This is a genomic window from Streptomyces sp. NPDC020490, from assembly GCF_044335305.1.
GTDB lineage: Bacteria > Actinomycetota > Actinomycetes > Streptomycetales > Streptomycetaceae > Streptomyces.
This window is the reverse complement of record NZ_JBIRUY010000037.1, coordinates 40640-67407: the sequence shown is the minus strand read 5'-3', so window position 1 is coordinate 67407 and position 26768 is coordinate 40640. Positions and strand designations below refer to the sequence as shown.

Here is a 26768-nt window from a genome sequence, read left to right as displayed (position 1 = left end):
TCGGCGTGAGGAGCGGGGCGGCGAGTCCATCATCCAGCACCCGCTGCTGCTCGCCGCGCTCATGCGCCGTCGTGAGGAGCGCGGGGGCGAGGAGTCGATCATCCAGAACCCGCTGCTGCTCGCGGCGCTGATGCGTCGGCGTGAGGAGCGGGGCGGCGAGTCCATCATCCAGCACCCGCTGCTGCTCGCCGCGCTCATGCGCCGTCGTGAGGAGCGCGGGGGCGAGGAGTCCATCATCCAGCACCCGCTGCTGCTCGCGGCGCTGATGCGCCGTCGTGAGGAGCGGGGCGGCGAGTCCATCGTCCAGAACCCGCTGCTGCTCGCCGCGCTGATGCGCCGTCGTGAGGAGCGCGGTGGCGAGGAGTCCGGCATCGAGCACCCGCTGCTGCTGGCCGCGCTCATGCGCCGCTGACAGGAAAAGGCGACATCCCTGCCCTCCGGTCGCCGGCGTCGTCGGCGCCGGGGGGCAGGTCCCGTAAGGCAATCGAAGACTTGAGGAACGACAATGGCAGCTGAGTCCGGCGGAGAATCGGAACGGGATCCCGTGGAGGCCTTCATTGATGAGGTCTTCGAGGAAATGGTGCGCGATGCCGGGGTTACGCACAACGGCACCGGTGTAAAGCATGGAAAAGCTCCACTCGCTGGAGCTTTGATGGAAGCGGCCGTGGAGTTCCTGTCCCGGCCGCCTTCCCGTTCCTCGGAACTGGAAAGGGTGCTGTTCGCACAGGCCTTGGCGACCGCAATGGCGGAATCCCTCGCACCTACCCTGGCGGACGCTCTGGCCTCGGAGATCATGAAGGTCCTGAACCAGCACGCCGCCTCCCACAGAGGGAGCTCCCACGAGTCCGTCGGCGGTGGCGGCCCCAGTCACCACTCGTCCGGCGGTGGCGGCCCCAGTCACCACTCGTCCGGCGGTGGCGGTCACTCCTGACCGGCCGTCCCCCCCGGTGACGCTCCCACCGTGCACCCGCGCCCACCAGACGGGCGAACGCCAGAGGGCCGGACCTCTCAAGCGGTCCGGCCCTCTGGCCGGTGTCCCACCGGGGTTCAGTTCCGGCTCACGCCCCGCGCCAGGCGTTGAGACTCCGCGTTCCACCTCGACCGGTCCGCCGGCTTCGCGCCCTCGTTCCGAGCGGTCCAGAGAGTGAGCACCGCTGTTGGAGTCCGATCCGGGCCGGCTTCGGCTGCGGTCGGCGATTGACGGGACAGCCGGACAGGTGTCGGCCAAGCCGAGATCCGGCTCCTGCCTTCCCTGGGCGGGCTCCGCGTCGTTCGGGGCCGCCATGGGCTGCGCCGCCTGGTCGTTGACCGTCCGGGCGCGCGCGTACTGCGACGCGGGCTACGACGCCGGTCGCCGTTGAACCCTGCCCGGTGACGGTGCCTATGGAGCGCTTCCGGAGCAGGGCAGGGCGGGCGTGCGCAGGGCCAGGATGGTGATGTCGTCCTGGCCTTCGCCGGGGTGCTGATCGGCCAGGGTCTGCACGAAGTCGTCCAGCTGCAAGCCGACGTGCGCTGTGGCGAGGTCGGCGAGTGCGGTGAGTCCGGCGTCGATGGGGCGGCGGTGGTGTTCGACCAGCCCATCGGTGAAAAAGATCACCGTGGCGCCCGCAGGAAGGAGACGGGTGTCGTCGAAGCGGGTCTGGTCGAGATCCACGCCGAGCGGTACACCCGGCTCGATGTGCAGGTACTCAGCCCTACCGGAGGCAGTGAGCAGCAGGGGTGGGGGATGGCCCGCGCTGCTCCAGTTCAGCTTCCAGCCACTGTCACAAGGCTCGATGCGGGCCACGCACGCGGTGGTGACCGGATGCTTCGTGATCGCGTGGAGGGTGCGGTCCAGCGCGGCGAGGACGGCGCCGGGCGCGGCGCGGCGGTCGAACAGCAGAGCGCGCAGCATGTAACGGATCTGGGCCATCGCGGCCGCAGCGTGCAGGTCATGCCCCGCGACATCGCCGATCACAGCGCCGACAGCGCCGTCGGGAAGCGGGATGGCGTCGTACCAGTCCCCGCCGAGGTATCCGACGCCGACGGCTGCGGGCCGGTAGACGGCCGCTGCGCCGAGCGGGGCCAGGTCCGGCAGCTCCGGCTGCAGCAGCCGCTGGAAGCGCTCAGCGCCCTGTTCGATGTCTCGCCGGCGTGTCACGTCCCGCAGAGAGATGACATGCAAGGGCTCACCGTGCAGAGCGGTGGTGACGGTTCGTATCTCGACAACCCTGATGCCGCCGCCCGGCAGCATCAGTTCCACCTCTGTCGACCGGCCCGTCACGATCGGGAAACCGAACGGGGCGCCGAGCAACTCCCGGGCGGGGCGGCCGAAGAGCACTGCCGCGGCCGGATTGCACAGCCGGACGATCCCCTGCTCGTCCACGGCGATGACCCCGTCAGCGGACTCCTGCACGATCAGGCGGCTGACCTCGGCGGCGAACTCCACGTCGGCGGAGCCCGGCCCCTCCATCTCTTTGCCCTCCCGGTCGGCGGCAGCCTCATTCATCACTGTGCCGGTGGCTTTCTGCCTCGACCGTTCCCGTCATGCCCACATCGAGGGCTTGGTCCGGCGTGAGGATTCCGATGCGGGCGCTGAGCCGCTGGCCGATGTGCATGCCGCCGGAGTCGATCGTCACCAGGCGAATGCCGGGGTCATGGGCGGAGCCGCGGGTCTGCGTGACCACAATGGCACGGTGAATCTCGCCTGGCCGCTCGAAGTAACGCAACGTGATCGTGACATCGGTGAGGCTGGCGATCTCCTCCGCGATGGGTGGCGTGAGCTGGCGGGCGGGCCGGCCCGGTGGCGCTGAGGTGAACAGCGTGGTGATCCCGCGCTGGCGCGCGAGCGCACTGAGGGCGAGGATGAAGTCGAGCAACGCGCGGGATGAGGCAATGCGCTCCAGCGCGGATATCGTGTCGACGACCAGACGGTCGGGCTCGTGCTCTTCGATGGCCCGCCTGATCCGGATGAAGTGGTCCTCCAGCGATGCCGTCTCCGGGTAGTCGGCGATGATACGGAGCAGGCCGGGCGCCTCCATGGCGTCGATGTCCATCCCCCACCCTGCCGCGTTGCGTTTGATCTGCTCGCGAGCGTCCTCGAAGGAGCAGACAAGGCAGCGCTCGCCCGCTGCCACCGCTGCGTCGATGAACTTCAGGCACAACAGCGTCTTGCCTACGCCGCTCGGGCCGGTCACCACGATGACCGCGTCCTTGTAGAACCCGCCCCCACACATCTCGTCCAGTTGGGTGAGGCCCGACGACACGCGCACCCGGGAGGTGCTCGCCAAGGGCAGGGCGAGGAACGCGAGCGGAATCACCACGAGCCCGTCCGTCGGATCGATGGCGAAGAGCCACTCCCCCGTGCGGTGGGGAGCGCCGCGGAACTTGACGATTTCGACGGTCCGGCGCCGGCGCTCGTTCGCCAGCACGTTACGCAGGGTGATCACGTTGTCGACTACGAACTCCTCGACCCCGTACCTGGACATGCCGTCGTGCTCACCGGAGCGCTCTGCGGTGATGATCGAGGTGGCTCCGGTCATTTCCAGGTCGTAGATCATCCGCGCGATCTCGTGACGGACGATCGCGGGGTCGGCGAAGCGGGTGAAGAGTGCGTCGAGCGCGTCGACCGAAATCCGGGCGGCGCCGATCCGGCCGGCCGCATGCCCGATCCGCGCCTCCAGAGCGCCGAAGTCGTAGGTGCCGATGACGGGTGCCTCCAGGGCGATGTCGGCCGAGGCATCGACGAACATCCACTTCCCGTCGTCCTCCCACTGCCTGATCGGGAAGCCCAGCGCGGCGAAATTGCGCCGGATGTCCTCCGCCGTTTCCTCGAAGGTGACGAACACTCCCGGCTCCTCCCGGTGGAGGATGCCCCGGGCCAGGAATTCCACCGCGAACAAGGTTTTGCCGCTGCCGGTGGTCCCGGTGACGAGAGTCGCACGCCCTTTGGGAAGCCCGCCGAGAGCGACTGGGTCGAAGCCCCTGATGCCGGTGGGGAGCCGTTCGATCGCATCGATGCCATTCATTCCGTGTCCCCCTGTCGGGCAGGACCGGACGGCGCCGGGAGCCCCAGCGCGTAGGCCGTGCGGCGCTGATCGGACAGATCGCCGATCGCTCGCAGTTGCGGCAGCGGGGCGAGCCTGATCGCGATCGGGGTGGCCAGGATGCGCTGCTCCTCCGCGAGAGCCGGCTGCTCAGCGGTGTCGACGACCTCGATGTCGAAATTACCCGGCACATGGGATTCGCACAACGCGCGCAAGTTTGCCTCCGCGCTGGACGACCGCTCCGAGTGTCCGGCCACAAAGAGCCTGAAGGAGTAACTCGTGGCGACCTCCCTGCGATCCATCCGTCGTCGGCCCCTTGCTCGTCACCACCAACCCCCATCAAACGGACAAAATATGACTTATATAATATCCGGGCAGGCCGCCGCGCGCTGGTGTGGGCGGAGCGGTCGTCGACGATGAAGGCAGGCACTTCGGCGTGGGGTGGCTGCCGGCCTCGACGCGACCGTGCGGAAGGCTCGGGCTGTCGCGGCGGAGAAGGTGGGCGGCAAGCCTTCTGGCACGGTTTTGGCACGTGGCGGGTGATCGCCGCGGACAGCAGAAAGGCCCGGGTCGCTGACCTGGGGGTTCATATGGAGCGGGTGACGAGAATCGAACTCGCGCTCTCAGCTCGGGAAGCTGCGATCATTTGGGGGCGGTGCAGGCGCTGAGCTGGGCAGACGGTAGGGGAGCGGCCCCATCGGGCTCGGCTGCATTCACCGTGGTTCCCCGTGGTTACCCGTTGTTCCCCGTGGTTCCCCGCCTGATCTGGTGCGCTTGTGGTGCGCGCATGCGTCATCCCCGCTTCGGCGGTACCTATCGCTTCTGTGCCCTGTAGCGCTTCATCAGCGCAGTGATCCGTGCGTGCTCCGCCTGACCGTTCAGCTCGGCCACGAGATCATCAGGGCACAACTCGTAGAGATCCCCCCACCATCGACGCCCTCGGTTGTCCCGGATCCGGTATCCACCTGGCACACCCCGCGCTACGTAGCGTCTCCTGCTCACTGTCCTCCCGCTCCGGTCACCGTTCCTGCCGTGCTTGCCTATGCGCTCCCGGCCACGATGGCCTCGTGGCTGACCCAGAGCGCATCGCGACAGAGATCATGGCGTATTACCGGGCGCTCGACGAGGGCGCCACCCTGCGGCACCACTTCCGCCATGCTGACGCGGAAGGCGGCCTCTGGTACATCGAGGCCGTGGACGACCGCGGCGAGTTGACCGTCATCAAGCAAGCAGAGCTGACCTCGGCCGGCCGACTCCACCGGTACAGCTGGGAGCACCTGGAGGACGAGCACGGCGGCCTGACAGACCAAGCGATCGATCCTGCGAGGGATCCGCTGGAGCCCATCCCAGCAGGAGAGTTCCATCGGGTGTGGAATCGGTGAGCGCGCTGGACAGCCGCTTTGGGAGAGAGGCTGGGTGATCCGTGGGCTGAGCCGTGGCTTCGCCGACCGAGGAAGCGAGCCGCTGCTCGACCGCGGGCACGGGTGGGTCTGCCGCCCCCCAGCGGGAGCAGACCCGGCGCGAACACAAGTCCACCAAATCCCGGGCCGGGCGGCGCACCATCGGCCTGCCCGATCCGCTGATCAAGATCCTCCGTCGGCACCTGGAAGCCCAGGAACGGGAGCGGATCGCGGCTGGTGCCGACTGGGAGGGCAAGGGATACGTCTTCGCCTCGCCGGTCGGTGGGCCGCTGAGCCCGAACACCGACTTCCACGTCTGGAAGCGGCTTCTCCGGGACGCGGGAGTTCGGGACGGACGGCTTCATGACGCTCGCCACACGGCAACTGAGACGGACAACGTCGAAGGGCCCCACCGCAAGCGGTGGGGCCCTTCGACAACGTGCCCGGTGAGGCACTGGCGGAGGATACGAGATTCGAACTCGTGAGGGGTTGCCCCCAACACGCTTTCCAAGCGTGCGCCCTAGGCCTCTAGGCGAATCCTCCGTCGGAAACATTACATGACCGAGAGGAGTGCTTGCGAACTCGATCCGGGCTGTCGCGATCAGGTACTCTGTGCGGAGCCCCTCACGCGGCGCTATCTGACTGAACTCCCCCAGGGCCGGAAGGCAGCAAGGGTAGGTCGGCTCTGGCGGGTGCGTGGGGGGCGCTTGCGTCGGCGGGCGGGTGGGTTGTCAGTGGGCGCCTATAACCTCGTATGCGTGTCGTCTCTCGCGCTGTACCGCCGCTATCGCCCGGAGTCGTTCGCCGAGGTCATCGGGCAGGAGCATGTGACCGGCCCGCTGCAGCAGGCGCTGCGCAACAACCGGGTCAATCACGCGTACCTGTTCAGCGGGCCGCGCGGCTGCGGCAAGACGACCAGCGCGCGCATCCTGGCCCGGTGCCTGAACTGCGAGCAGGGGCCGACGCCGACGCCGTGCGGGGAGTGCCAGTCCTGCCGTGACCTGGCGAGGAACGGGCCGGGATCGATCGACGTCATCGAGATCGACGCCGCCTCCCACGGTGGTGTGGACGACGCCCGTGAGCTGCGGGAGAAGGCCTTCTTCGGCCCCGCGAGCAGCCGGTACAAGATCTACATCATCGACGAGGCCCACATGGTCACGTCGGCCGGCTTCAACGCGCTGCTCAAGGTGGTCGAGGAGCCGCCCGAGCACCTGAAGTTCATCTTCGCGACCACCGAGCCGGAGAAGGTCATCGGGACCATCCGGTCGCGGACCCACCACTACCCGTTCCGGCTCGTGCCGCCCGGCACCCTCCGGGACTACCTCGGCGAGGTGTGCCAGAAGGAGGACATCCCCGTCGAGGAGGGCGTGCTGCCGCTCGTCGTGCGCGCCGGCGCCGGTTCCGTGCGTGACTCCATGTCCGTCATGGACCAGCTGCTCGCCGGCGCGGGGGCGGACGGCGTGACGTACGCCATGGCCACCTCTCTGCTCGGCTACACCGAGGGTTCGCTGCTCGACTCCGTCGTCGAGGCCTTCGCCACCGGTGACGGCGCCGCCGCCTTCGAGGTCGTCGACCGCGTCATCGAGGGCGGCAACGACCCGCGGCGCTTCGTCGCCGACCTGCTGGAGCGGCTGCGCGACCTCGTGATCCTCGCCGCCGTGCCCGACGCGGCCGAGAAGGGGCTCATCGACGCGCCCGCCGACGTCGTCGAGCGGATGCAGGCCCAGGCCGGCACCTTCGGCGCGGCCGAACTCAGCCGCGCCGCCGACCTCGTCAACCAGGGGCTGACCGAGATGCGGGGCGCGACCTCCCCCCGCCTGCAGCTGGAACTGATCTGCGCGCGCGTGCTGCTGCCGGCCGCCTACGGGGACGAGCGTTCCGTGATGGCCCGGCTGGACCGGATCGAGCGCGGGGTGAGCTTCTCCGGAGGCGGCGGTGCGCCCGCCATGGGCTATGTGCCCGGACCGGACGCGCACGCGCCCGGGGGAGCGGTGCCCGGCGGAGCGCCGGTCCCGCCCGGCGGCGGCCCGGCGGCGGCCCGGGCTGCCGTACGAGGCTCCGGGGCGCCCGGCGCGGGCCCGGCGGCGGGCGCCCCCGCGGCACCCGGCGGCGCGGCACCCGGTGGGGGCGGCGTGGCGAACGGAGCGGGCGCCGGCCTGCCCGCCGCGGCGCCCGCAGCCGCCGCGCCCGCACCCACGCCCGCACCCGCCGTCCCCGCGGCGCCCGTCGCTCCTCCCCCCGGCCGGCCCCAGCAGCCGCCCTCGCCCCCGGCGGCCGCCCCCGCCCCCGGCGCCTGGCCCACCGCGACCCCGGCCGGCAGCGGCCGTCGGCCGGGTGGCTGGCCCACGGCCACCCCCGCCGGTGCCGGACAGCCCGCACCGGCCCCCGCAGCCCGCGCGGCCGCCGCGCCCGCACCGGCCCCCGCCCCGGCGGCGGCCGCAGCGCCCGTCTACGCGCCGCCGAGCGGCGGCCTCGACCCCCGCACGCTCTGGCCGAACATCCTGGAAGCGGTCAAGAACCGCCGCCGCTTCACCTGGATCCTGCTCAGCCAGAACGCCCAGGTGGCCGGCTTCGACGGCACGACCCTCCAACTGGGCTTCGTCAACGCGGGCGCCCGGGACAACTTCACGAGCAGCGGCAGTGAGGACGTACTGCGCCAGGCGCTGGCCGAGCAGTTCCACGTCCAGTGGAAGATCGAGGCGGTCGTCGACCCGTCCGGCGGCTCCGCGCCCCCCGCCCCCGCCGGGGGCCACTCCGGTCCCTCCGGCTTCAACAGCGGGTACGGCGGCGCTCCCCAGCAGCAACGCCCGGCGCCCCGGCCGGCCGCCCCCACCCCGTCCCAGGCCGCGCCGTCCCCGGCCGCCCCCGGACCGGTGTCCCGGCCGGCCGCCCCGGAGCCGCCGCCTCCGGTCGCCCCCGAGGACGACATCCCCGAGGACGACGACCCCGACCTGAACGAGTCGGCCCTCTCGGGCCACGAGCTCATCGTGCGGGAACTGGGAGCGACGGTCGTGGAGGAGTTCTCGAACGAGTGACACCGGCCGCCGCGACCCCGTCCGGCCCCGGCCGCCGCGGACCCGTCCGGCCCCGGCCGCCGCGGACCCGTCCGGCACCGGTCGGCCGGCTGATCCCGCGCGCCTCCTCCCCGCCCCGCCGGACGGCGTTTTGGAGGAACGCACCACCCGCGCGCCGCGCGCCCTTCGGAAGCCCGCACAAAGCAGAACGGGTTCCGCCGGTTAGTTAGGCTGACCCCGTGAAGGTCCTCGTCATCGGCAGCGGCGCCCGCGAACACGCCCTGTGCCGCTCCCTGTCCCTCGACCCCGCCGTCACCGCGCTGCACTGCGCGCCCGGCAACGCCGGCATCGCCGAGATCGCCGAGCTGCACCAGGTCGACGCCCTGGACGGCAAGGCCGTTGCCGCGCTGGCCGCCGAACTGGAGGCCGGGCTCGTCGTCGTCGGCCCGGAGGCGCCGCTCGTCGCCGGGGTCGCCGACGCCGTGCGCGAGGCGGGGATCCCGGTCTTCGGCCCCTCCGGGGAAGCCGCGCAGCTCGAGGGCTCCAAGGCCTTCGCCAAGGACGTGATGGCGGCGGCCGGAGTCCCCACCGCCCGCTCGTACGTCTGCACGACCCCCGAGGAGGTCAAGCAGGCCCTCGACGCCTTCGGCGCCCCGTACGTCGTCAAGGACGACGGCCTCGCCGCGGGCAAGGGCGTCGTCGTCACCGACGACCGCGACGCGGCCGTCGCGCACGCCGCCGGCTGCGAGAGGGTCGTCATCGAGGAGTACCTCGACGGCCCCGAAGTCTCCCTCTTCGCGATCACCGACGGCGAGACCGTCGTCCCGCTCCAGCCCGCCCAGGACTTCAAGCGCGCGCTGGACGGCGACGAGGGCCCGAACACCGGCGGCATGGGCGCCTACTCGCCGCTGCCGTGGGCCGAGCCGAAGCTGGTCGAGGAGGTCCTGCAGACCGTCCTGCAGCCGACGGTCGACGAGATGCGCCGCCGCGGCACCCCCTTCTCCGGTCTCCTGTACGCCGGACTCGCGATCACCTCCCGCGGGGTGCGGGTCATCGAGTTCAACGCCCGCTTCGGCGACCCCGAGACCCAGGTGGTGCTGGCCCGGCTCAAGACCCCGCTGGCCGGTGTCCTGCTCGCCGCGGCGAACGGCACCCTCGCCCACCTCGAGCCGCTGCGCTGGAGCGGCGACGCCGCGGTCACCGTGGTCGTCGCCTCGCACAACTACCCCGGCACCCCGCGCACCGGCGACCCCATCACCGGCCTCGACGAGGTGGCCGCGCAGGACGCCCCGCACGCCTACGTCCTGCACGCCGGGACGAAGCGGCAGGGCGACGCCGTGGTCAGCGCCGGCGGCCGCGTGCTGTCCGTCACCGCGACCGGCGCCGACCTCACCGAGGCCCGTGACCGCGCCTACCGGGCCGTCTCCCGCATCGGCCTCGACGGCTCCCAGCACCGCACGGACATCGCAGCGAAGGCAGCCTGCATCTGACCGGCCGGTATCCGGCGTCGCACGGATGAACCCCGCAGGCCCCGTCTCCTGAACCCCACAGGCCCCGTCTCCGTCCCCGGAACGGGGCCTGTCGCATGCCCCGATCATGGGCCTGATCTTCGCTTTCTGTCACCCACCTCTGACCAAAGCCATTCCATCGAGTGACCGATGTCCCATCCGGCTGACGTGGGCCGGGGCCCCAACTATGGTGCCGCGCAAGCGTTCCGGCACTTGGCCCCGCCGACATTGCGATGTCACTGCCGAGTGCCACAGTGGGGGAATGAGCAACGCCAGGAAGGCCAGGCGCCCGGGACAGCCGGGGAGGGGGTGAGGTCGCTCGTGACCGGTACCGGTGCGGGTGTGGAGGCGGGTGCGCAGGCCGCGCGCGCCAGGGCTCTCGCCGTGCTGCGCGTGCGCAGCCGGGCACTGGCCGTCGCCCTGCTGCCCGCGGCGGTCGCCGTCGTGCTGCTGGCCGGCGTCTCCACCGAACACCTCGTGGGCCCCTTCTGGCGGGCCGCCCGCTGGGTGCTGATCCCCGTCGCCGCCCTCGTGCTGCTCGCCGCCGGCGCCGTCGGCCTGGTGGTGGCCCGTGCCCGCCCCGCCGTGAGCCCCACGGTGCCGATCGCCGAGGAGTCCGCCCCGGACCTGTACCGGATGGTGCGCGACCTCGCCGACCGCCTCGACGTCCCGGCGCCGTCGGCGATAGCCCTCACCCCGGACTGCGACAGCTGGCTGGAGGACCGCACCCACCCGGCGCACGGTCCGCCCGCGGGCGTCCGTCCGGGCCGCCGGGCGTACGGGCCGCCGGACGAGCACGACGAGATGACGGGCATACGCGGCCTCCACCGCCGTGCCGTCGCCGCCCCCGTGCTGGTCATCGGCTCCCCCTTCCTGTGGTGGATGCGGGTCGGCGAGCTGCGCGCGGTCCTCGCCCCCGTCGTCGCCGGTACGGGACCTTCGGCGCACCCGGACATAGCGGCGGCCCGCCGCTTCGTGCGGGGCCTCGACGCCGCGGTCGCCGTCTCCTCGGATCCCGCCCGGTGCCCGCTGACCCGAGTGGGCTGCGCGGGGCTCGGCTGGGTGGCCCGCCTGCTGCTGCGCAGCTGCCGGGAGCACGCGGCCGAGATGGAGCGCGGGGTCGCGGCCGCGGCCGCGGAGCGTGCGCAGACGGTGGACTACGGCCTCCGGATCGTCGCGCAGGAGCAGGTGGGCCTGGCGTACGCGGGCTGGGACCGGCTGCTGACCAGGGTGGCGCTGCCCGCCTGGCGCATGGGCCGCTGGCCCTCCCGCCTGGACGCCGGCGTCGTCGCCGCGCTCACCGAGCTGTCCCGGCGCGACCGCCTGGCCGAGGGTTTCGCCTCCCGCCTCGGCGAGCGCCCCGCCTGCGACCTGCTCGAGGAGCCCGGGGCGGTGGACGAGGCGGCCTCGCTGCTGGCCGCCCGCCTCTTCCACGGCGGCCCGGCGGAGACCGGCCCCGACTGGGCGCCCGTGGACTGGCGGGAGTATCCGGAGGAGGTCGTCGATCGCAAGTGGCGCATCGACGCGGCCCGCCTCCACCGCGTCCTCGACGCCCTCGGCGTCGGCCGTCCCCAGGGCCCCGCCGCCCGCGGCCCCGAGTCCCCGGCCCCCGACGGCCCGACCCTGTCCCGCATCCTCGACCACCTGACGACCCCGCCGCAGCGCACCCCACCGAGCCCGGCCACGCCGGCCCCCTCTCCCCACCCGGATGCCCCCGACACGCCGTACGGCGACGCCGGTGACGGCGGGTACGGCGGGGACGGCGACGACGTGAGCGAGGCGGCCGCCGTCCTCGCCGCGGGCATCACCGCCGAGCTGGCCCGCGAAGAGGCGGCGGCCCCACCGGGACGCGACGCGCCGGACTCCGCCGGCCAGGGAGCCGACCCGGCGCTCTGGGACGAGGGCACGCTGCCCCTGTTCCCGCTCCAGCCACCCCGCACCGGCCGCGAACTGCTCACCGACCACGTCACCGCGATGGTGTGCTGCGCCGCCATGGACACCGCGGGCGCCACCCCTGGCCTCGACTGGCTGGACGGCCCCTCGCTGCTGCTCCACGGCCGGCGCGCCACCGACCTGACCCCCCGCGTTCTCCGTCTCGTCGAGGACGGCGACCCGGCCCCGCTGCGGGAGTGGCTGGTGGAGACCGGCATACGCCCGGAAAAGCCGGTCCGCCTGGTCTGACGCGCACGCCCTCCCGGCCGACGCGCAGGGCCTCCCGACCGACCCGACCGGGTACGGCCGCCGCACCGCGGCCGCGCCGCGCAGCCAAGCGCCGAACCGTGAGCACGGCGTCCCGCCCTACCGGGCCGGCACCCGCGCCCGGCGCACCCGGCGGCGCACCGGGCGGCGCGTCCGGCTAGTCACCCGACGGCTCACCCGACGGCTCACCCGACGGTTCACCCGATGGCTCACCCGGCCGGAGCCCCCGCTTCCACTTTGGGTCGATTCGCAACGAACAGTGACAGCTCGCGTGCGTAATGTGATGTGCTGAGACCGCCCGCGCCCATGACATGGGCTTGCGACGCACGCATGACCGTTCACAGAGCACCTCGCCACCACCCGGGCACGAGGTGCACGAGTGACACAGCGCACACAGCGCGTACAACGCACACAGCGCACACGAGGCACACGAGGGAGGCGAGCGACCATGGCGTCCGAGCAGATCCGCCGTCGGCCGCCCGGAGCGCCGACGCACGCCACGACCGGCGCCTTCGGACCGAGCCCCGTCCCCTGGCTGTGCGGCACCGAGACGTACGCCGAAGACACCGCGCAGCTCGCGCCCCGGTTACCGGACCCGGGCACCCGGCGACCGCCCGGCGACGCCCCCCGTGTCCCCGCGCCGAGGACGGGCACCGGCGGCCCCCGCGCCGCCGACGACGTGCACGGTCAGATCAAGGGCTTCGCCTCCACCGGCGCGGTCGCCCCCGGCGAGGCCGTCGACTTCCACGTGACCGTCGACCCGCCCCAGGAGTTCGGCGTCGACATCTACCGCATCGGTCACTACGGCGGCGACGGCGCCGTCAAGATCACCGCGAGTCCCCGGCTGTCCGGGATCGTGCAGCCCCCGCCGCTGGCCGCGGACCGCACGGTCTCCTGCCACCACTGGTGGCTGTCCTGGCGCCTGCAGATCCCGTCGCACTGGCACGTCGGCGCGTACGTGGCCGTGCTCACCACGGCCGACGGCTACCGCTCGCACATCCCCTTCACCGTCCGCGACGACCAGCCGGCGGACCTGCTCGTGCTGCTGCCCGACATCACCTGGCAGGCCTACAACCTCTACCCGCACGACGGCCGCACCGGCGCCAGCCTGCACCACGCCTGGGACGGGCAGGGCCGCCTGCTGGGCGAGGACGACGCCGCCACCACGGTCTCCTTCGACCGCCCGTACGCGGGCGCCGGCCTTCCGCCGCACGCCGGACACGCCTACGACGTCATCCGCTTCGCCGAGCGCCACGGCTACGACCTCGCCTACGCCGACGCCCGTGACCTGCACTCCGGGTACATCGACCCGACCCGCTACCGCGGCCTGGTCTTCCCCGGCCACGACGAGTACTGGTCGGCCGCCATGCGCGGCACCGTCGAACGCGCCCGCGACCACGGCACCTCGCTCGTCTTCCTCTCCGCGGGCACCCTGTACTGGCAGGCCGAGCTGGGCCCGTCCCCGTCCGGCGTCCCCGACCGGCTGCTGACCTGCCGCAAGCGCAGAGGCCCGGGCAGGCCCGCGCTCTGGCGCGAGATCGACCGCCCGGAGCAGCAGCTCGTCGGCATCCAGTACGCGGGCCGGGTCCCCGAACCGCATCCCCTGATCGTCCGCAACGCCGGCCACTGGCTGTGGGAAGCGACCGGCGCGGGCGAGGGCGACGCGATCGAGGGCCTGGTCGCGGGGGAGGCGGACCGCTACTTCCCGCGCACCCCGCTGCCCGAGCACGACGAACGGATCCTGCTCGCCCACTCCCCGTACACCGACGGCGAGGGCGTCCCGCGCCACCAGGAGACGTCTCTGTACCGGGCCCCGTCCGGCGCGCTGGTGTTCGCGTCCGGGACGTACGCCTGGTCCCCGGCCCTGGACCGTCCGGGCCACGTCGACGCGCGCGTCCAGCGCGCCACCGCCAACCTCCTGGACCGCATCTGCAAACGTGACTGAGCTTCGCTCCGCCGACCCCCGCCAGGACCGATCTCCGGCATACGGGAGAATCGAGCCATTGGACATCACCACGGGGAGGAACCGTGTCCGGATTCGTCGAGAAGCCCGAGCCCCTTCAGGTGCCGGGCCTGGTGCACCTGCACACCGGAAAGGTGCGCGACCTGTACCAGAACGAGGCCGGCGACCTCGTGATGGTCGCCAGCGACCGTACGTCCGCCTACGACTGGGTGCTGCCCACGGAGATCCCCGACAAGGGCCGCATCCTCACCCAGCTCTCCCTGTGGTGGTTCGACCAGCTCGCCGACCTGGTCCCCAACCACGTCCTGAGCACCGAACTGCCCGCCGGAGCACCCGCCGACTGGGCGGGCCGCACCCTGGTCTGCAAGTCGCTGCAGATGGTGCCGGTGGAGTGCGTGGCCCGCGGCTACCTCACCGGCTCGGGTCTCGCCGAGTACGACGAGTCCCGCACGGTCTGCGGCCTCGCCCTCCCCGAGGGCCTGGTCGACGGCAGCGAGTTGCCCGCTCCGATCTTCACCCCGGCCACCAAGGCGGCTGTCGGCGACCACGACGAGAACGTCTCCTACGAGGAGGCCGCCCGGCAGGTCGGCGCGGACACCGCCGCGCAGCTGCGCCAGGTGACCCTCGCGGTGTACTCCCGCGCCCGCGACATCGCCCGCGACCGCGGGATCATCCTGGCGGACACCAAGTTCGAGTTCGGCTACGAGGGCGAGACCCTCGTCATCGCCGACGAGGTCCTCACCCCGGACTCCTCGCGTTTCTGGCCGGCCGACCAGTGGCAGCCGGGGCGCTCGCAGGTGTCGTACGACAAGCAGTTCGTGCGTGACTGGCTGACCTCGCCGGAGTCGGGCTGGGACCGCCGGAGCGAGCAGCCGCCGCCCGCGCTGCCGCAGCACATCGTGGACGCGACCCGCGCCAAGTACGTCGAGGCGTACGAGCGCCTCACGGGCATGAGCTGGACGAGCGCCTGACCGGCATGAGCCGGACCTGACGCGAAAGGCCCCCGGGAAACCGGGGGCCTTTTCCTGGAGCGGACGACGAGGCTCGAACTCGCGACCTCAACCTTGGCAAGGTTGCGCTCTACCAACTGAGCTACGTCCGCGTTGCGCCGTGGCGCGAGAGCAACTATACCCAACCGCGAGCCGGGGAGAGGCACACCGCCGTGTGACGCCCGTCGCGGAACGGGCAGGTCCGGGCCCACGGGGACATGCCAGGGCCCAGGCCGCCCGCACGACGGAGACCGCGGAGACCGCACTGCCGGCACGTCAGGCCCGCGCTGCCGGCACGCCAGGGACACGGCGAAGGCCCCGGTCACCGACCGGGGCCTTGATCCAGAGCGGACGACGAGGCTCGAACTCGCGACCTCAACCTTGGCAAGGTTGCGCTCTACCAACTGAGCTACGTCCGCATGCCTCCGACCGGCTCCCACCGATCGGCGCGAGCACCAGCCTACCTGATCCACAAGAGTGCTCAGGACCGGCGGTGCAGAGCGGGTGACAGGAATTGCACACTGCGCCTTCCCCCTGGAAGGGGGATGTTCTGCTACTGAACTACACCCGCGTGACTGAGTGGGTCCGGCCCTTCGGCCTCGCCCCTCGGCGTGCTCCAGACTCTAGCTGATCAGGAGGGGTGGAACGCAAGTCGGTTCCGCCGAGGGGCCGGTGACCGGCCGTCGGCCGGCGTCACTGCGCGGCGCTGAACGCCTCGTAGACCTTCTTGGGGATGCGGCCGCGGGCCGGGACGTCCATCTTGTGGGCCTGGGCCCAGGCCCGGACGGCCGCCGGGTCGGGGGCGACCTCGGTCTCCCGGTACGCCTTGCCGGACTTCGACCGCTTGCGTCCGGCCGCCACGTACGGCTCGAGGGCCGTGCGCAGTTTTTCGGCGTTGGCTTGGTTCAGGTCGATCTCGTACGACTTGCCGTCGAGTCCGAAGGCGATCGTCTCCGCCGCTTCCGAGCCGTCGATGTCGTCAAAGAGAGTGACCACGACCTTCTGCGCCACGAATATCGGTCCCTTCGTGCGACACCTGTATCTGCGATGACGTGCCACGACGTCGCTCTGGTGTCGACTGTCCGCCAGTTAATGGGCAAAGTATCGGCTATTGGTATTTCATTTGTACAGTGCCCGGCAATGCATTGTGAAGCCCGACTAAATCTTCCCGCGTGTCCCGGCGCAATAGGGAAGCGGGCGTCGATCCGGGATCTTTCCGTGAACTTTTCGCGGCGGGAGCCCCTCCGGGACGGGACAGTGACTGCCGTCACGTAGTTTCCTACAACTCTACTCGCGTAGAAATTTTGTGCGGGTAGTCTGAAGGGACCTGCTCAGCACCACACACCGGGAGTGCCAGTGGCACGCGTCGTAGTCGACGTCATGCTCAAGCCGGAGATCCTCGACCCCCAGGGCCAGGCGGTCCAGCGTGCGCTGCCGCGCCTGGGTTTCGACGGCATCTCGGACGTACGTCAGGGAAAGCGATTCGAACTGGAAGTTGACGGGCCGGTCGACGAGGCCGCGCTCGCCCGTATCCACGATCTTGCGGAATCCTTCCTCGCCAACACCGTGATCGAGGACTTCACCGTCAAGGTGGAGGAAGTCGCGGAGGCCGCGAAGTGACCGCTCGTATTGGCGTCGTCACTTTCCCGGGCAGCCTCGACGACCGGGACACGCAGCGCGCGATCCGTCTCGCGGGCGCCGAACCGGTCGCCCTGTGGCACAAGGACAAGAACCTCCACCAGGTCGACGCCGTCGTGCTGTGCGGAGGCTTCTCCTACGGCGACTATCTGCGGGCCGGCGCGATCGCCCGTTTCTCCCCGGTGATGGAGCCCCTCATCGAGCAGGCGAAGGCCGGACTGCCGGTCCTCGGCATCTGCAACGGCTTCCAGATCCTCACCGAGGCCCACCTGCTGCCCGGCGCCATGCTCGGCAACGACCACCTGCACTTCATCTGCCGCGACCAGAAGCTGCGGGTGGAGAACGCGGGCACCTCCTGGACCAGCGACTACGAGCAGGGCCAGGAGATCCACATCCCGCTGAAGAACATGGACGGCCGGTACGTCGCCGACGAGTACACCCTCGACAAGCTGGAGGCCGAGGGGCGCGTCGCCTTCCGCTACCTCGACTTCAACCCGAACGGCTCGCTCCGGGACATCGCCGGCATCAGCAACGAGGCCGGGAACGTCGTCGGCCTCATGCCGCACCCCGAGCACGCCGTCGAGCCGCTGATCGGCACCGGCCGCACCGACGGCCTTCCCTTCTTCACCTCGATCCTCAAGAAGCTGGTCACCGCATGAGCAGGACGCCCTCCCGTCTCCCACCACCGCCCTCAAACGAGGCCCTTCGGGCCGCCCCCAGGGTTCTGGACACGGTCGAGCACGCGGCCGCGACCCCCGACGTCGAGCTGCCCTGGGCCGAACTCGGCCTGAAGAAGGACGAGTACGAGCGGATCGTGGAGATCCTCGGCCGCCGGCCCACCGGCGCCGAGCTCGCCATGTACTCCGTGATGTGGTCCGAGCACTGCAGCTACAAGTCCTCGAAGGTGCACCTCCGCCAGTTCGGCGAGAAGGCCCCCCAGTCCGACGCCCTGCTCGTCGGCATCGGCGAGAACGCCGGCGTCGTCGACGTCGGCCAGGGCTACGCCGTCACCTTCAAGGTCGAGTCGCACAACCACCCCTCCTACGTGGAGCCCTACCAGGGCGCGGCCACCGGCGTCGGCGGCATCGTGCGCGACATCATCGCGATGGGCGCCCGCCCGGTCGCGGTCGTCGACCCGCTGCGGTTCGGCGCCGCGGACCACCCCGACACCAAGCGCGTCCTGCCCGGCGTGGTCGCCGGCATCGGCGGCTACGGCAACTGCCTGGGCCTGCCCAACATCGGCGGCGAGGTCGTCTTCGACGCCTGCTACCAGGGCAACCCGCTGGTCAACGCGGGCGCCATCGGCGTGATGCGGCACGAGGACATCCACCTCGCCAAGGCGTCCGGCGCGGGCAACAAGGTCATCCTGTACGGCGCCCGGACCGGCGGCGACGGCATCGGCGGCGCCTCGATCCTGGCCAGCGAGACCTTCGACGACGCCAAGCCGTCGAAGCGCCCCGCGGTCCAGGTCGGCGACCCCTTCCAGGAGAAGCTGCTCATCGAGTGCACCCTGGAGGCCTTCAAGGAGAAACTGGTCGTCGGCATCCAGGACCTCGGCGCGGCCGGCCTGTCCTGCGCGACCTCCGAGCTCGCCTCCAACGGCTCCGGCGGCATGCGCGTGACCCTGGACGACGTACCCCTGCGCGACTCCACGCTCTCGCCCGAGGAGATCCTCATGAGCGAGTCGCAGGAACGCATGTGCGCGGTCGTGGAGCCGGAGAAGGTCGACCGGTTCCTGGAGATCTGCGACAAGTGGGACGTCATCGCCACCGTCATCGGCGAGGTGACCGACGGCGACCGCCTGGAGATCTACTGGCACGGCGGCAAGATCGTCGACGTCGACCCGCGGACGGTCGCCCACGAGGGCCCGGTCTACGAGCGCCCGTACGCCCGCCCGGCCTGGCAGGACGAGCTCCAGGCCGACGACGCGAACAAGCTGCCCCGGCCGTCGACGGGCGAGGAGCTGAAGGACCAGGTCCTGAAGCTGGTGGCCTCCCCCAACCAGGCCTCCAAGAAGTGGATCACCTCGCAGTACGACCACTTCGTGCAGGGCAACACCGTCCTCGCCCAGCCCGAGGACTCCGGCATGATCCGCGTCGACGAGGCCACCGGCCTCGGTGTCGCCATCGCGACCGACGGCAACGGCCGGTACGCCAAGCTCGACCCGTACACGGGCGCGCAGCTGGCCCTCGCCGAGGCCTACCGGAACGTGGCGACGACCGGCGCCAAGCCCCTCGCGGTCTCCGACTGCCTGAACTTCGGCTCGCCCGAGGACCCGGCGGTGATGTGGCAGTTCGCCGAGGCCGTGCGCGGTCTCGCCGACGGCTGCCTGCAGCTCGGCACCCCGGTGACCGGCGGCAACGTCTCGCTCTACAACCAGACCGGCGAGGCCGCCATCCACCCCACCCCGGTGGTCGCGGTCCTCGGCGTCATCGACGACGTCGCCCGCCGCACCCCGGTCGCCTTCCAGGAGGAGGGCCAGCTGCTGTACCTCCTCGGCGACACGCGCGAGGAGTTCAGCGGGTCGGCCTGGTCGCAGGTGATCCACGACCACCTCGGCGGCCTGCCCCCGAAGGTCGACCTGGAGCGGGAGAAGCTGCTGGCCGAGATCCTGATCTCCGCCTCCCGCGACGGCATGATCGACTCCGCGCACGACCTGTCCGACGGCGGCCTGATCCAGGCGGTCGTGGAGTCGGCGCTGCTCGGCGGCAAGGGCGCACGGCTGGTCGTGCCGGACGGGCTGGACGCGTTCACCCTCTGCTTCTCGGAGTCGGCGGGGCGCGCGATCGTCGCCGTGCCGCGCTCGGAGGAGGTCCGCTTCAACGACATGTGCGGCGCGCGCGGCCTGCCGGCCACCCGCATCGGCGTCGTGGACGGTGACACGGTCGAGCTCCAGGGCGCCTTCGAGCTGTCCCTGAGCGAGCTGCGCGAGGCGCACGAGGCCACCATCCCGGCGCTGCTCGCCTGACCCCGTCGGACGAACGCCCCGCCCACCAGGACCTCAGCCGAGGCCCGGGCGGGGCTTTCGCCATCCGGGCCCGAATCGCGTCGCCGGTGCGCACGAACACCCGGATCCGCCCCGGCACGGCGCCCCGCCGGCTCCTGCGGCACGGTGCCCGCCGGGCCCTGCGGCGCGGAGCCTCGCCGCCTCGCCGGGCCCTGCGGCACGGAGCCCCGCCGCCTCGCCGGGCCCTACGGCACGGAGCCTCGCCGCCTCGCCGGTCCTGCGGCACGGAGCCCCGCCGGGTCCTACGGCACGGTGCGCCGCCGGGCCCTACGGCACGGCACCCAGCCGGGTCCTATGGCACAGGGCCCGCTGAATCCGCCGCCGTGGGACCCCGCAGGGTCTGCGGCAAGGGGTCCCGCTGTATCTGCCGCGCGAGACCCTGCCGGGTCCCACAGGGCGGGATCCCCGCCGCGTCTGCCGACACCAGGCCACCGCTGCGCTCTCCGGGCGGGCCACTGCCGGGTCCTCCCGGCACGGGCGTCCCCCGCTGCGTCCTCTGCCGTGGGACGTCGCTGCATCCGCCCGCACACGCCCCCGACGGGTTCTCAGGGGCGGGGCCCCGCCGGGTCGTACAGCGGGGGGCCCCGCTGCATCTGTCGGCTCAGGCCCCTGCTGGGCCCTACGGCGCGGAATCCGCCGCGTCTCCTCCGACAGCAGGCCACCGCCGCACTTTCCGGCGCGGGTCCCCGCCGTGTCCCCCGGTGCGGGGCACCGCTGCATCCGCCGGTGCGGACCACCGCCGTGTCCCCTGGCGCGGGACCCCCGCCGCGTCTTCTGGCGCGGCCCCCGCCGTGGCCTCCGGTGCGCGCCCCAGCGGACGTCCCCCCACCACCACGGCGCGTTCCGCCACCACGGCGCGTTCCCTCAGCGCGGCCCTCGTGGTGACGAGCACCGGGGTCACTTCAACCGGGCCGGGGGCGCGGCGTCCGACGCCGGCGCCGACCGCATGGAGGACGGCCCGGGCGCGCAGGGCCGCGCCGATTCCTCCGCTGCGGGCCCCGCCGAATTCTCCCGGCGGCCTCTGCCGTCCTGTCCGTCGCCGGGCCACCGCTGCGTCATCCAGTGCGGGCTTCTGCCGCCCTCTCCGCCGCGGGCCACCGCTGCGTCCTCCGGCGCCGAACCGCGTTGCCCGTCCCGCCGTGCCGGCCGGCGCCGCGCGGGCGTCGGGCTCGCGTCCGCCGACTAGGCTCCCCGCATGTCACCGGCCAAGAAGCGTGCCCGCGTCTACGACCCCGTCAAGATCCGCGCCGCGGTCCTCGCCCAGTTCGGCAACGTACGGCAGGCCGTTCGCACCCTCACCCCCGAGCAGTTGGCGGGTCCCACGCGGCTCGGCGAGTGGACCGTCCGTGACCTCGCCGCGCACGTGACCATGGCCGTGGAGACCGTCAGCCGCAATCTCGGACGCGAGGAGCCGGCCAAGGCGGAGCTCACGCTCACCGAGTGGCCCTTCGCCACCGCCACCCGTGCCGCCGACATCGCCGACGGCACCCGCGAGCTGGCCGCCGCCCTCCCCGACCTCGACGCCCTCTACACCCGCACCGGCGAGCGCCTCGCGGAGGCCCTCGACACCGCCCCCGGCGACCGTCTCCTCGCCGCTCGCACCGGCGTCATGACCCTCGCCGACTACCTGGTCACCCGCACCGTCGAACTGATCGTCCACACCGACGACCTGAACGCCGCCGTGCCGGGTCTCGGCATCCCCCACGACCGCCAGGCCCTCGCCGCCTGCACCCGGCTGCTCGCCGACGCGCTCGCCGCGAAGGCGCCCGGCGGCTCGACCGAGGTGCGCATCCCGCCGTACGCCGTCGTGCAGTGCGTCGAGGGGCCCCGGCACACCCGTGGCACTCCGCCCAACGTCGTCGAGACCGACCCGCTGACCTGGATCAGGCTCGCCACCGGCCGGGTGGCGTGGCGGGACGCGCTCGAGCAGGCCGAGCTCAGCGCGAGCGGGGAACGGGCGGACCTGAGCGGGTTGCTGCCCCTGATGTCGTGAGTCGTGATGCCGTGAGTCGTGATGCCGTGAGTCGTGATGTCGTGCGGGAACCGGTCCGCTCCCACATCCCGTCAAAGCGGCATGAACAGGCACAAGCAGCGCATGACACTGGCGGCCGCCGCCGCGCTCGTCCCGCTCGCGGTGGCCTGCGCCGGTCCGGAGGTCACCCCTCTGTACGGCACCAGGTGGACCGTCACCTCGCCCCCTGCCCACGGGCGCGCGTACCTCGTCCTCGACCGGCACACCGGCAGGGTCGGCGGCCGGCTCGGCTGCAACCACGTCAGCGCCACCGCCACCGTCCGCGACGGCAGCATCACGCTGGGCCGTCCGGTCACCACCCGAATGATGTGCGACGCCTCACTCATGCGCATCGAACGGACCCTGCTGGGCCTCTTCGACGGCCGGGTGAGCTACCGAGTGGATCACGGCACCCTCACCCTGACCAGCGAAAACGGCACGACCGTCCGGGCCGTCGCGGAGAACTGATCCGCTACCGTCGAGTAACCCGAATTCGGACCAGTGGTCGATCTCGCCTACACTCGGTGGCGTGCCACGTGGTGACGGTCGACTCAATCACGATCTGCTCCCCGGTGAGAAAGGCCCCCAGGACGCGTGTGGCGTCTTCGGTGTCTGGGCTCCGGGCGAAGAGGTCGCAAAGCTCACGTACTTCGGGCTCTACGCCCTCCAGCATCGGGGCCAGGAGTCCGCGGGAATCGCGGTCAGCAACGGCTCCCAGATCCTCGTCTTCAAGGACATGGGCCTGGTCTCCCAGGTCTTCGACGAGACCTCGCTCGGTTCGCTCCAGGGTCACATCGCGGTCGGACACGCCCGCTACTCGACCACCGGAGCCTCCGTGTGGGAGAACGCCCAGCCGACGTTCCGCGCCACCGGGCACGGCTCCATCGCGCTCGGCCACAACGGCAACCTGGTCAACACGGCGCAGCTCGCCGAGATGGTCGCCGACCTGCCCAAGGACCCCGGCGGCCGTTCGACCCGCGTCGCGGCCACCAACGACACCGACCTGCTCACCGCGCTGCTCGCGGCCCAGGTCGACGAGGACGGCAAGCCGCTGACCATCGAGGAGGCGGCCCACACCGTCCTCCCGCAGGTCAGGGGCGCCTTCTCGCTCGTCTTCATGGACGAGCACACCCTCTACGCCGCCCGCGACCCGCAGGGCATCCGCCCGCTGGTCCTCGGCCGGCTGGAGCGCGGCTGGGTCGTCGCCTCCGAGACCGCCGCCCTCGACATCTGCGGCGCCAGCTTCGTCCGCGAGATCGAGCCGGGCGAGTTCGTCGCCGTCGACGAGAACGGCCTGCGCACCTCACGATTCGCGGATGCGAAGCCCAAGGGCTGCGTCTTCGAGTACGTGTACCTGGCCCGCCCGGACACCGACATCGCCGGCCGGAACGTCTACCTCTCCCGGGTCGAGATGGGCCGCAAGCTGGCCAAGGAGGCCCCGGTCGAGGCCGACCTGGTCATAGCGACCCCGGAATCCGGCACCCCGGCCGCCATCGGCTACGCGGAGGCCTCCGGCATCCCCTTCGGCGCGGGCCTGGTGAAGAACGCCTACGTCGGCCGGACCTTCATCCAGCCCTCGCAGACCATCCGGCAGCTCGGCATCCGGCTGAAGCTGAACCCGCTGAAGGAAGTCATCAAGGGCAAGCGCCTGGTCGTCGTCGACGACTCCATCGTCCGCGGCAACACCCAGCGGGCCCTGGTGCGCATGCTCCGCGAGGCGGGCGCCGCCGAGGTCCACATCCGGATCTCCTCGCCGCCCGTGAAGTGGCCCTGCTTCTTCGGCATCGACTTCGCCACCCGCGCCGAGCTCATCGCCAACGGCATGACGATCGACGAGATCGGCACCTCCCTCGGCGCCGACTCCCTGGCCTACATCTCCATCGACGGCATGATCGAGGCGACCACCATCGCCAAGCCGAACCTGTGCCGCGCCTGCTTCGACGGCGAGTACCCGATGGACCTCCCGGACCCGGAGCTGCTCGGCAAGCAGCTGCTGGAGACCGAGCTGGCCGCCGGAACCGCCGCCACCGCGGCCACCGACGCGATCCGCCGTCCGTAGACGGCCCGTTCCACCTGCCGTACGACACGAAAGTCCTCATCGCCATGTCTGAGACAACTGGTGCCAGCTACGCAGCGGCGGGCGTCGACATCGAGGCGGGCGACCGCGCCGTCGAGCTGATGAAGGAGTGGGTCAAGAAGACCCGGCGCCCCGAGGTCCTCGGCGGCATCGGCGGCTTCGCCGGCCTCTTCGACGCCTCCGCCCTCAAGCGCTACGAGCGCCCCCTGCTCGCCTCCGCCACGGACGGCGTCGGCACGAAGGTCGACATCGCCCGCCAGGTCGGCGTCTACGACACCATCGGCCACGACCTGGTCGCCATGGTCATGGACGACATCGTGGTGTGCGGCGCCGAGCCGCTGTTCATGACCGACTACATCTGCGTCGGCAAGGTCCACCCCGAGCGGGTCGCCGCCATCGTCAAGGGCATCGCGGAGGGCTGCGTGCTGGCCGGCTGCGCCCTCATCGGCGGTGAGACGGCCGAACACCCCGGCCTGCTGGGCGAGGACGACTTCGACGTCGCCGGCGCCGGTACGGGCGTGGTGGAGGCCGACCGGCTCCTCGGCGCCGACCGCATCCGCAAGGGTGACGCGGTGATCGCCATGGCGGCCTCCGGCCTTCACTCGAACGGGTACTCGCTGGTCCGGCACGTGCTGCTGAACCAGGCCGGCCTCTCGCTCGACGCGCACGTCGAGGAACTCGGCCGCACCCTCGGCGAGGAGCTGCTGGAGCCCACCAAGATCTACTCCCTGGACTGCCTGGCCCTGATCCGCACCGCGGACGTGCACGCGTTCAGCCACGTCACCGGCGGCGGCCTGGCCGCCAACCTGGCGCGCGTGATCCCCGACGGGCTGCACGCGGTCGTCGACCGCTCCACCTGGACCCCCGCCCCGGTCTTCGACCTGGTCGGCAGGACCGGTCAGGTCGAACGCCTGGAGCTGGAGAAGACCCTGAACATGGGCGTCGGCATGATCGCGATCGTGCCCGGGGAATCGGCGGACGTGGCCCTGGCCACGCTGGCCGACCGCGGGGTGCACGCCTGGGTCGCCGGCGAGATCACGGACAAGGGTGAGCAGCCCACCGGCGCCGCCCTGGTCGGGGACTACGCGGGCTGAGGCCTTGTGGGCAGCACAGAACCCGGTCGGTGACCGGAGTCACCGACCGGGTGTGCTCAGTACAAGGTCAAGCGCCGCGACGATGCTGTGAGGACTGGCTGTCCTCGTCCTCCTCGTCGTCGTCCTCATAGAGGTCGGCGTAACGTGAGTACAGGTCGTCGTCGTCATGCTCATCGTCCTCGAAACGGTCGCCGTTCGGCGACTGGTTCGACGTCGATGCGCCCAGCTCCTCGGCCAGGCGTGAGAGGTCCGTCCCACCGCTGTTGTACTTCAGCTGGCGGGCGACCTTCGTCTGCTTGGCCTTGGCCCGGCCGCGCCCCATGGCTCGACCCCCTCAACGACGGGGCTCGACGGCCCCAGAGTCTTGACACGCGTTCATGATCCGGAACGGGCTCTCCGTGGAGAGACCGGTCCGTAGGGCTTCCACGGTACCTGAGCCCACGCACATACGGTACGTCGCCCGCACCCCGCGCGTGTGCACAGGACCTTCGAGGCGCCCCGTCCTCGCTGGTCAACCGCGATTTTAACCACTTATCGGCGGCCGACCCGCCGACGAACGTGAGAGTTCTCTCTAAGTGCCCGTCGGCGGGTACCGGCCAAACCTGCCGGGCGCCCCCCGATCAGAGGCCCCGGCGGCCCTCCGCCATCCGCTGCTCGGCGATCCGGTCGGCCGCCGCGGCCGGCGGAATACCGTCCTCCTTCGCACGAGCGAAGATGGCAAGCGTGGTGTCGAAGATCTTCGCCGCCTTCGCCTTGCACCGGTCGAAGTCGAAGCCGTGCAGTTCGTCGGCGACCTGGATGACGCCGCCGGCGTTCACCACGTAGTCCGGCGCGTAGAGGATCCCGCGGTCGGCGAGGTCCTTCTCCACGCCCGGATGGGCGAGCTGGTTGTTGGCGGCGCCGCAGACCACCGCGGCGGTCAGCACGGGCACGCTGACGTCGTTCAGCGCCCCGCCCAGCGCGCACGGGGCGTAGATGTCCAGGCCCTCCACGCGGATCAGCGCGTTCGTGTCGGCGACCGCGCTCACGCCCGCCGGGTGCGCGTCGAGGATGTGCCGTACGGCGTCCTCGCGCACGTCCGTGACCACGACCTCGGCGCCCTCGTCCAGCAGGTGGGTCACCAGGTGACGGCCGACCTTGCCGACGCCCGCGACGCCGACCTTGCGGCCGCGCAGCGACGGGTCGCCCCACAGGTGCTGGGCGGACGCCCGCATGCCCTGGTAGACACCGAACGCGGTCAGCACCGAGGAGTCGCCGGCGCCGCCGTTCTCCGGGGAGCGCCCGGTCGTCCAGCGGCACTCGCGCGCCACCACGTCCATGTCGGCGACGTACGTGCCGACGTCGCACGCGGTGACGTACCGCCCGCCGAGGGAGGCGACGAACCGGCCGTAGGCCAGCAGCAGCTCCTCGGTCTTGACCCGCTCCGGGTCACCGATGATCACGGCCTTGCCGCCGCCGTGGTCGAGACCGGCCATGGCGTTCTTGTACGACATGCCGCGCGCGAGGTTGAGCGCGTCGGCGACGGCCTCCGCCTCGGTGGCGTACGGATAGAACCGTGTGCCGCCGAGCGCGGGACCCAGCGCGGTGGAGTGGATGGCGATGACGGCCTTCAGGCCGCTGGCACGGTCCTGGCAGAGCACGACTTGCTCATGACCGCCCTGGTCCGAGTGGAACAGGGTCTGCAGTACATCAGCAGGTGCGCCGGTTACGTCGGTCACTGTGGTGACTCCTGGAGAGTAGCGGCGGTTGGAGAGCAGCTCCCCTGGGGTGGTGGGCGCTGCTGTGAGCATGAGATTAGAGCCTGCCCGCGCACCTGCGCCGCCCACCGCCGGGGATCTTCCCC

General features: G+C 71.7%; 22 protein-coding genes, 4 tRNA genes and 1 other RNA gene. 16 read left to right on the top strand and 11 right to left on the bottom strand.

From position 1 onward, the window contains the following. The coding region (locus ACH4ZX_RS31615) for a hypothetical protein (RefSeq protein WP_398280248.1) at positions 1-412 on the top strand (412 nt) is incomplete at its 5' end. Positions 413-505: 93 nt separating this feature from the next. Further along, positions 506-931 (top strand): hypothetical protein, encoded by a 426-nt coding sequence (locus tag ACH4ZX_RS31610; RefSeq protein ID WP_398280246.1) that lies wholly within the window; start codon positions 506-508, stop codon positions 929-931. A gap of 450 nt (positions 932-1381) precedes the next feature. Here the strand turns inward: ACH4ZX_RS31610 and ACH4ZX_RS31605 are convergent, their stop codons facing one another. The 4 genes from ACH4ZX_RS31605 to ACH4ZX_RS31590 form a co-directional block, all read right to left on the bottom strand. After that, positions 1382-2428 carry a PP2C family protein-serine/threonine phosphatase gene (locus ACH4ZX_RS31605; RefSeq protein ID WP_398280243.1) on the bottom strand — a complete coding sequence of 349 codons (1047 nt, stop codon included), beginning with the start codon at positions 2426-2428 and terminating at the stop codon, positions 1382-1384. A 52-nt stretch (positions 2429-2480) separates the two neighbouring features. Continuing rightward, on the bottom strand, positions 2481-4007 hold the full coding sequence (gene kaiC / locus ACH4ZX_RS31600; protein WP_398280240.1) for a circadian clock protein KaiC: 1527 nt from the start codon (positions 4005-4007) through the stop codon (positions 2481-2483). Further along, the gene (locus ACH4ZX_RS31595) at positions 4004-4327 is read right to left on the bottom strand and encodes a circadian clock KaiB family protein (RefSeq protein WP_398280237.1); all 324 of its coding nucleotides are present in this window, start codon (positions 4325-4327) and stop codon (positions 4004-4006) included. The genes kaiC and ACH4ZX_RS31595 overlap by 4 nt, the downstream gene beginning before the upstream one ends. Positions 4328-4838: 511 nt before the next feature. Beyond that, entirely contained in the window at positions 4839-5027 is a 189-nt protein-coding gene (locus tag ACH4ZX_RS31590) for a hypothetical protein (protein WP_398280234.1), read from the bottom strand. A 65-nt stretch (positions 5028-5092) separates the two neighbouring features. Between ACH4ZX_RS31590 and ACH4ZX_RS31585 the strand changes: the two genes are divergently transcribed. Then, entirely contained in the window at positions 5093-5407 is a 315-nt protein-coding gene (locus ACH4ZX_RS31585; protein ID WP_398280231.1) for a hypothetical protein, read from the top strand. Positions 5408-5880: 473 nt separating this feature from the next. Here the strand turns inward: ACH4ZX_RS31585 and ACH4ZX_RS31580 are convergent. Continuing rightward, a tRNA-Ser gene (locus ACH4ZX_RS31580) sits at positions 5881-5968 on the bottom strand. Between the two features lie 73 nt (positions 5969-6041). Here ACH4ZX_RS31580 and ffs point away from each other — a divergent pair. The 6 genes from ffs to ACH4ZX_RS31550 all read left to right on the top strand — a co-directional run bounded on the left by ffs (position 6042) and on the right by ACH4ZX_RS31550 (position 15080). Then, positions 6042-6136: signal recognition particle sRNA small type (gene ffs / locus ACH4ZX_RS31575), an RNA gene on the top strand. 47 nt (positions 6137-6183) lie between these two features. After that, entirely contained in the window at positions 6184-8460 is a 2277-nt protein-coding gene (locus ACH4ZX_RS31570) for a DNA polymerase III subunit gamma and tau (RefSeq protein WP_398280228.1), read from the top strand. A 218-nt stretch (positions 8461-8678) separates the two neighbouring features. Continuing rightward, entirely contained in the window at positions 8679-9929 is a 1251-nt protein-coding gene (purD, locus tag ACH4ZX_RS31565; protein WP_398280225.1) for a phosphoribosylamine--glycine ligase, read from the top strand. 339 nt (positions 9930-10268) lie between these two features. Further along, positions 10269-12128: a hypothetical protein gene (locus ACH4ZX_RS31560; protein WP_398280222.1), complete on the top strand. Its 1860-nt coding sequence runs from the start codon at positions 10269-10271 to the stop codon at positions 12126-12128. Positions 12129-12594: 466 nt separating this feature from the next. Beyond that, positions 12595-14091, top strand: a complete 1497-nt coding sequence (locus ACH4ZX_RS31555; protein ID WP_398280219.1) for a N,N-dimethylformamidase beta subunit family domain-containing protein — start codon at positions 12595-12597, stop codon at positions 14089-14091. 83 nt (positions 14092-14174) lie between these two features. Then, positions 14175-15080, top strand: coding sequence for a phosphoribosylaminoimidazolesuccinocarboxamide synthase (locus ACH4ZX_RS31550; RefSeq protein ID WP_398280216.1), 906 nt, complete (start codon positions 14175-14177; stop codon positions 15078-15080). 55 nt (positions 15081-15135) lie between these two features. On the opposite strand, the gene ACH4ZX_RS31545 is transcribed toward ACH4ZX_RS31550, so the two are convergent. The 4 genes from ACH4ZX_RS31545 to ACH4ZX_RS31530 form a co-directional block, all read right to left on the bottom strand. Next, a tRNA-Gly gene (locus ACH4ZX_RS31545) sits at positions 15136-15211 on the bottom strand. A gap of 233 nt (positions 15212-15444) precedes the next feature. Next, positions 15445-15517: transfer RNA gene (locus ACH4ZX_RS31540), tRNA-Gly, on the bottom strand. An 80-nt stretch (positions 15518-15597) separates the two neighbouring features. After that, positions 15598-15669, bottom strand: a tRNA-Gly gene (locus tag ACH4ZX_RS31535). A 122-nt stretch (positions 15670-15791) separates the two neighbouring features. Continuing rightward, entirely contained in the window at positions 15792-16109 is a 318-nt protein-coding gene (locus ACH4ZX_RS31530; protein ID WP_324783071.1) for an Lsr2 family protein, read from the bottom strand. A 345-nt stretch (positions 16110-16454) separates the two neighbouring features. Between ACH4ZX_RS31530 and purS the strand changes: the two genes are divergently transcribed. The 7 genes from purS to purM all read left to right on the top strand — a co-directional run bounded on the left by purS (position 16455) and on the right by purM (position 24925). Continuing rightward, positions 16455-16718, top strand: a complete 264-nt coding sequence (gene purS / locus ACH4ZX_RS31525) for a phosphoribosylformylglycinamidine synthase subunit PurS (RefSeq protein WP_007383088.1) — start codon at positions 16455-16457, stop codon at positions 16716-16718. Beyond that, positions 16715-17395 carry a phosphoribosylformylglycinamidine synthase subunit PurQ gene (gene purQ, locus ACH4ZX_RS31520; protein WP_360746275.1) on the top strand — a complete coding sequence of 227 codons (681 nt, stop codon included), beginning with the start codon at positions 16715-16717 and terminating at the stop codon, positions 17393-17395. The genes purS and purQ overlap by 4 nt, the downstream gene beginning before the upstream one ends. Next, positions 17392-19704 carry a phosphoribosylformylglycinamidine synthase subunit PurL gene (gene purL, locus ACH4ZX_RS31515; RefSeq protein ID WP_398280211.1) on the top strand — a complete coding sequence of 771 codons (2313 nt, stop codon included), beginning with the start codon at positions 17392-17394 and terminating at the stop codon, positions 19702-19704. The genes purQ and purL overlap by 4 nt, the downstream gene beginning before the upstream one ends. A gap of 1234 nt (positions 19705-20938) precedes the next feature. Next, positions 20939-21736 carry a sterol carrier family protein gene (locus ACH4ZX_RS31510; protein WP_398280208.1) on the top strand — a complete coding sequence of 266 codons (798 nt, stop codon included), beginning with the start codon at positions 20939-20941 and terminating at the stop codon, positions 21734-21736. A gap of 81 nt (positions 21737-21817) precedes the next feature. After that, positions 21818-22222 (top strand): META domain-containing protein, encoded by a 405-nt coding sequence (locus ACH4ZX_RS31505; protein WP_398280205.1) that lies wholly within the window; start codon positions 21818-21820, stop codon positions 22220-22222. A 61-nt stretch (positions 22223-22283) separates the two neighbouring features. Continuing rightward, positions 22284-23813, top strand: coding sequence for an amidophosphoribosyltransferase (gene purF / locus ACH4ZX_RS31500; RefSeq protein WP_398280202.1), 1530 nt, complete (start codon positions 22284-22286; stop codon positions 23811-23813). A gap of 44 nt (positions 23814-23857) precedes the next feature. Then, complete coding sequence (purM, locus tag ACH4ZX_RS31495) at positions 23858-24925, top strand: phosphoribosylformylglycinamidine cyclo-ligase (protein WP_398280199.1); 1068 nt, start codon at positions 23858-23860, stop codon at positions 24923-24925. A gap of 67 nt (positions 24926-24992) precedes the next feature. Here the strand turns inward: purM and ACH4ZX_RS31490 are convergent, their stop codons facing one another. Both ACH4ZX_RS31490 and ACH4ZX_RS31485 read right to left on the bottom strand, forming a co-directional pair. Then, complete coding sequence (locus ACH4ZX_RS31490; protein WP_324783065.1) at positions 24993-25247, bottom strand: DUF3073 domain-containing protein; 255 nt, start codon at positions 25245-25247, stop codon at positions 24993-24995. Between the two features lie 298 nt (positions 25248-25545). Further along, complete coding sequence (locus ACH4ZX_RS31485; protein WP_398280196.1) at positions 25546-26643, bottom strand: Leu/Phe/Val dehydrogenase; 1098 nt, start codon at positions 26641-26643, stop codon at positions 25546-25548. Between the last annotated feature and the right edge of the window lie 125 nt (positions 26644-26768).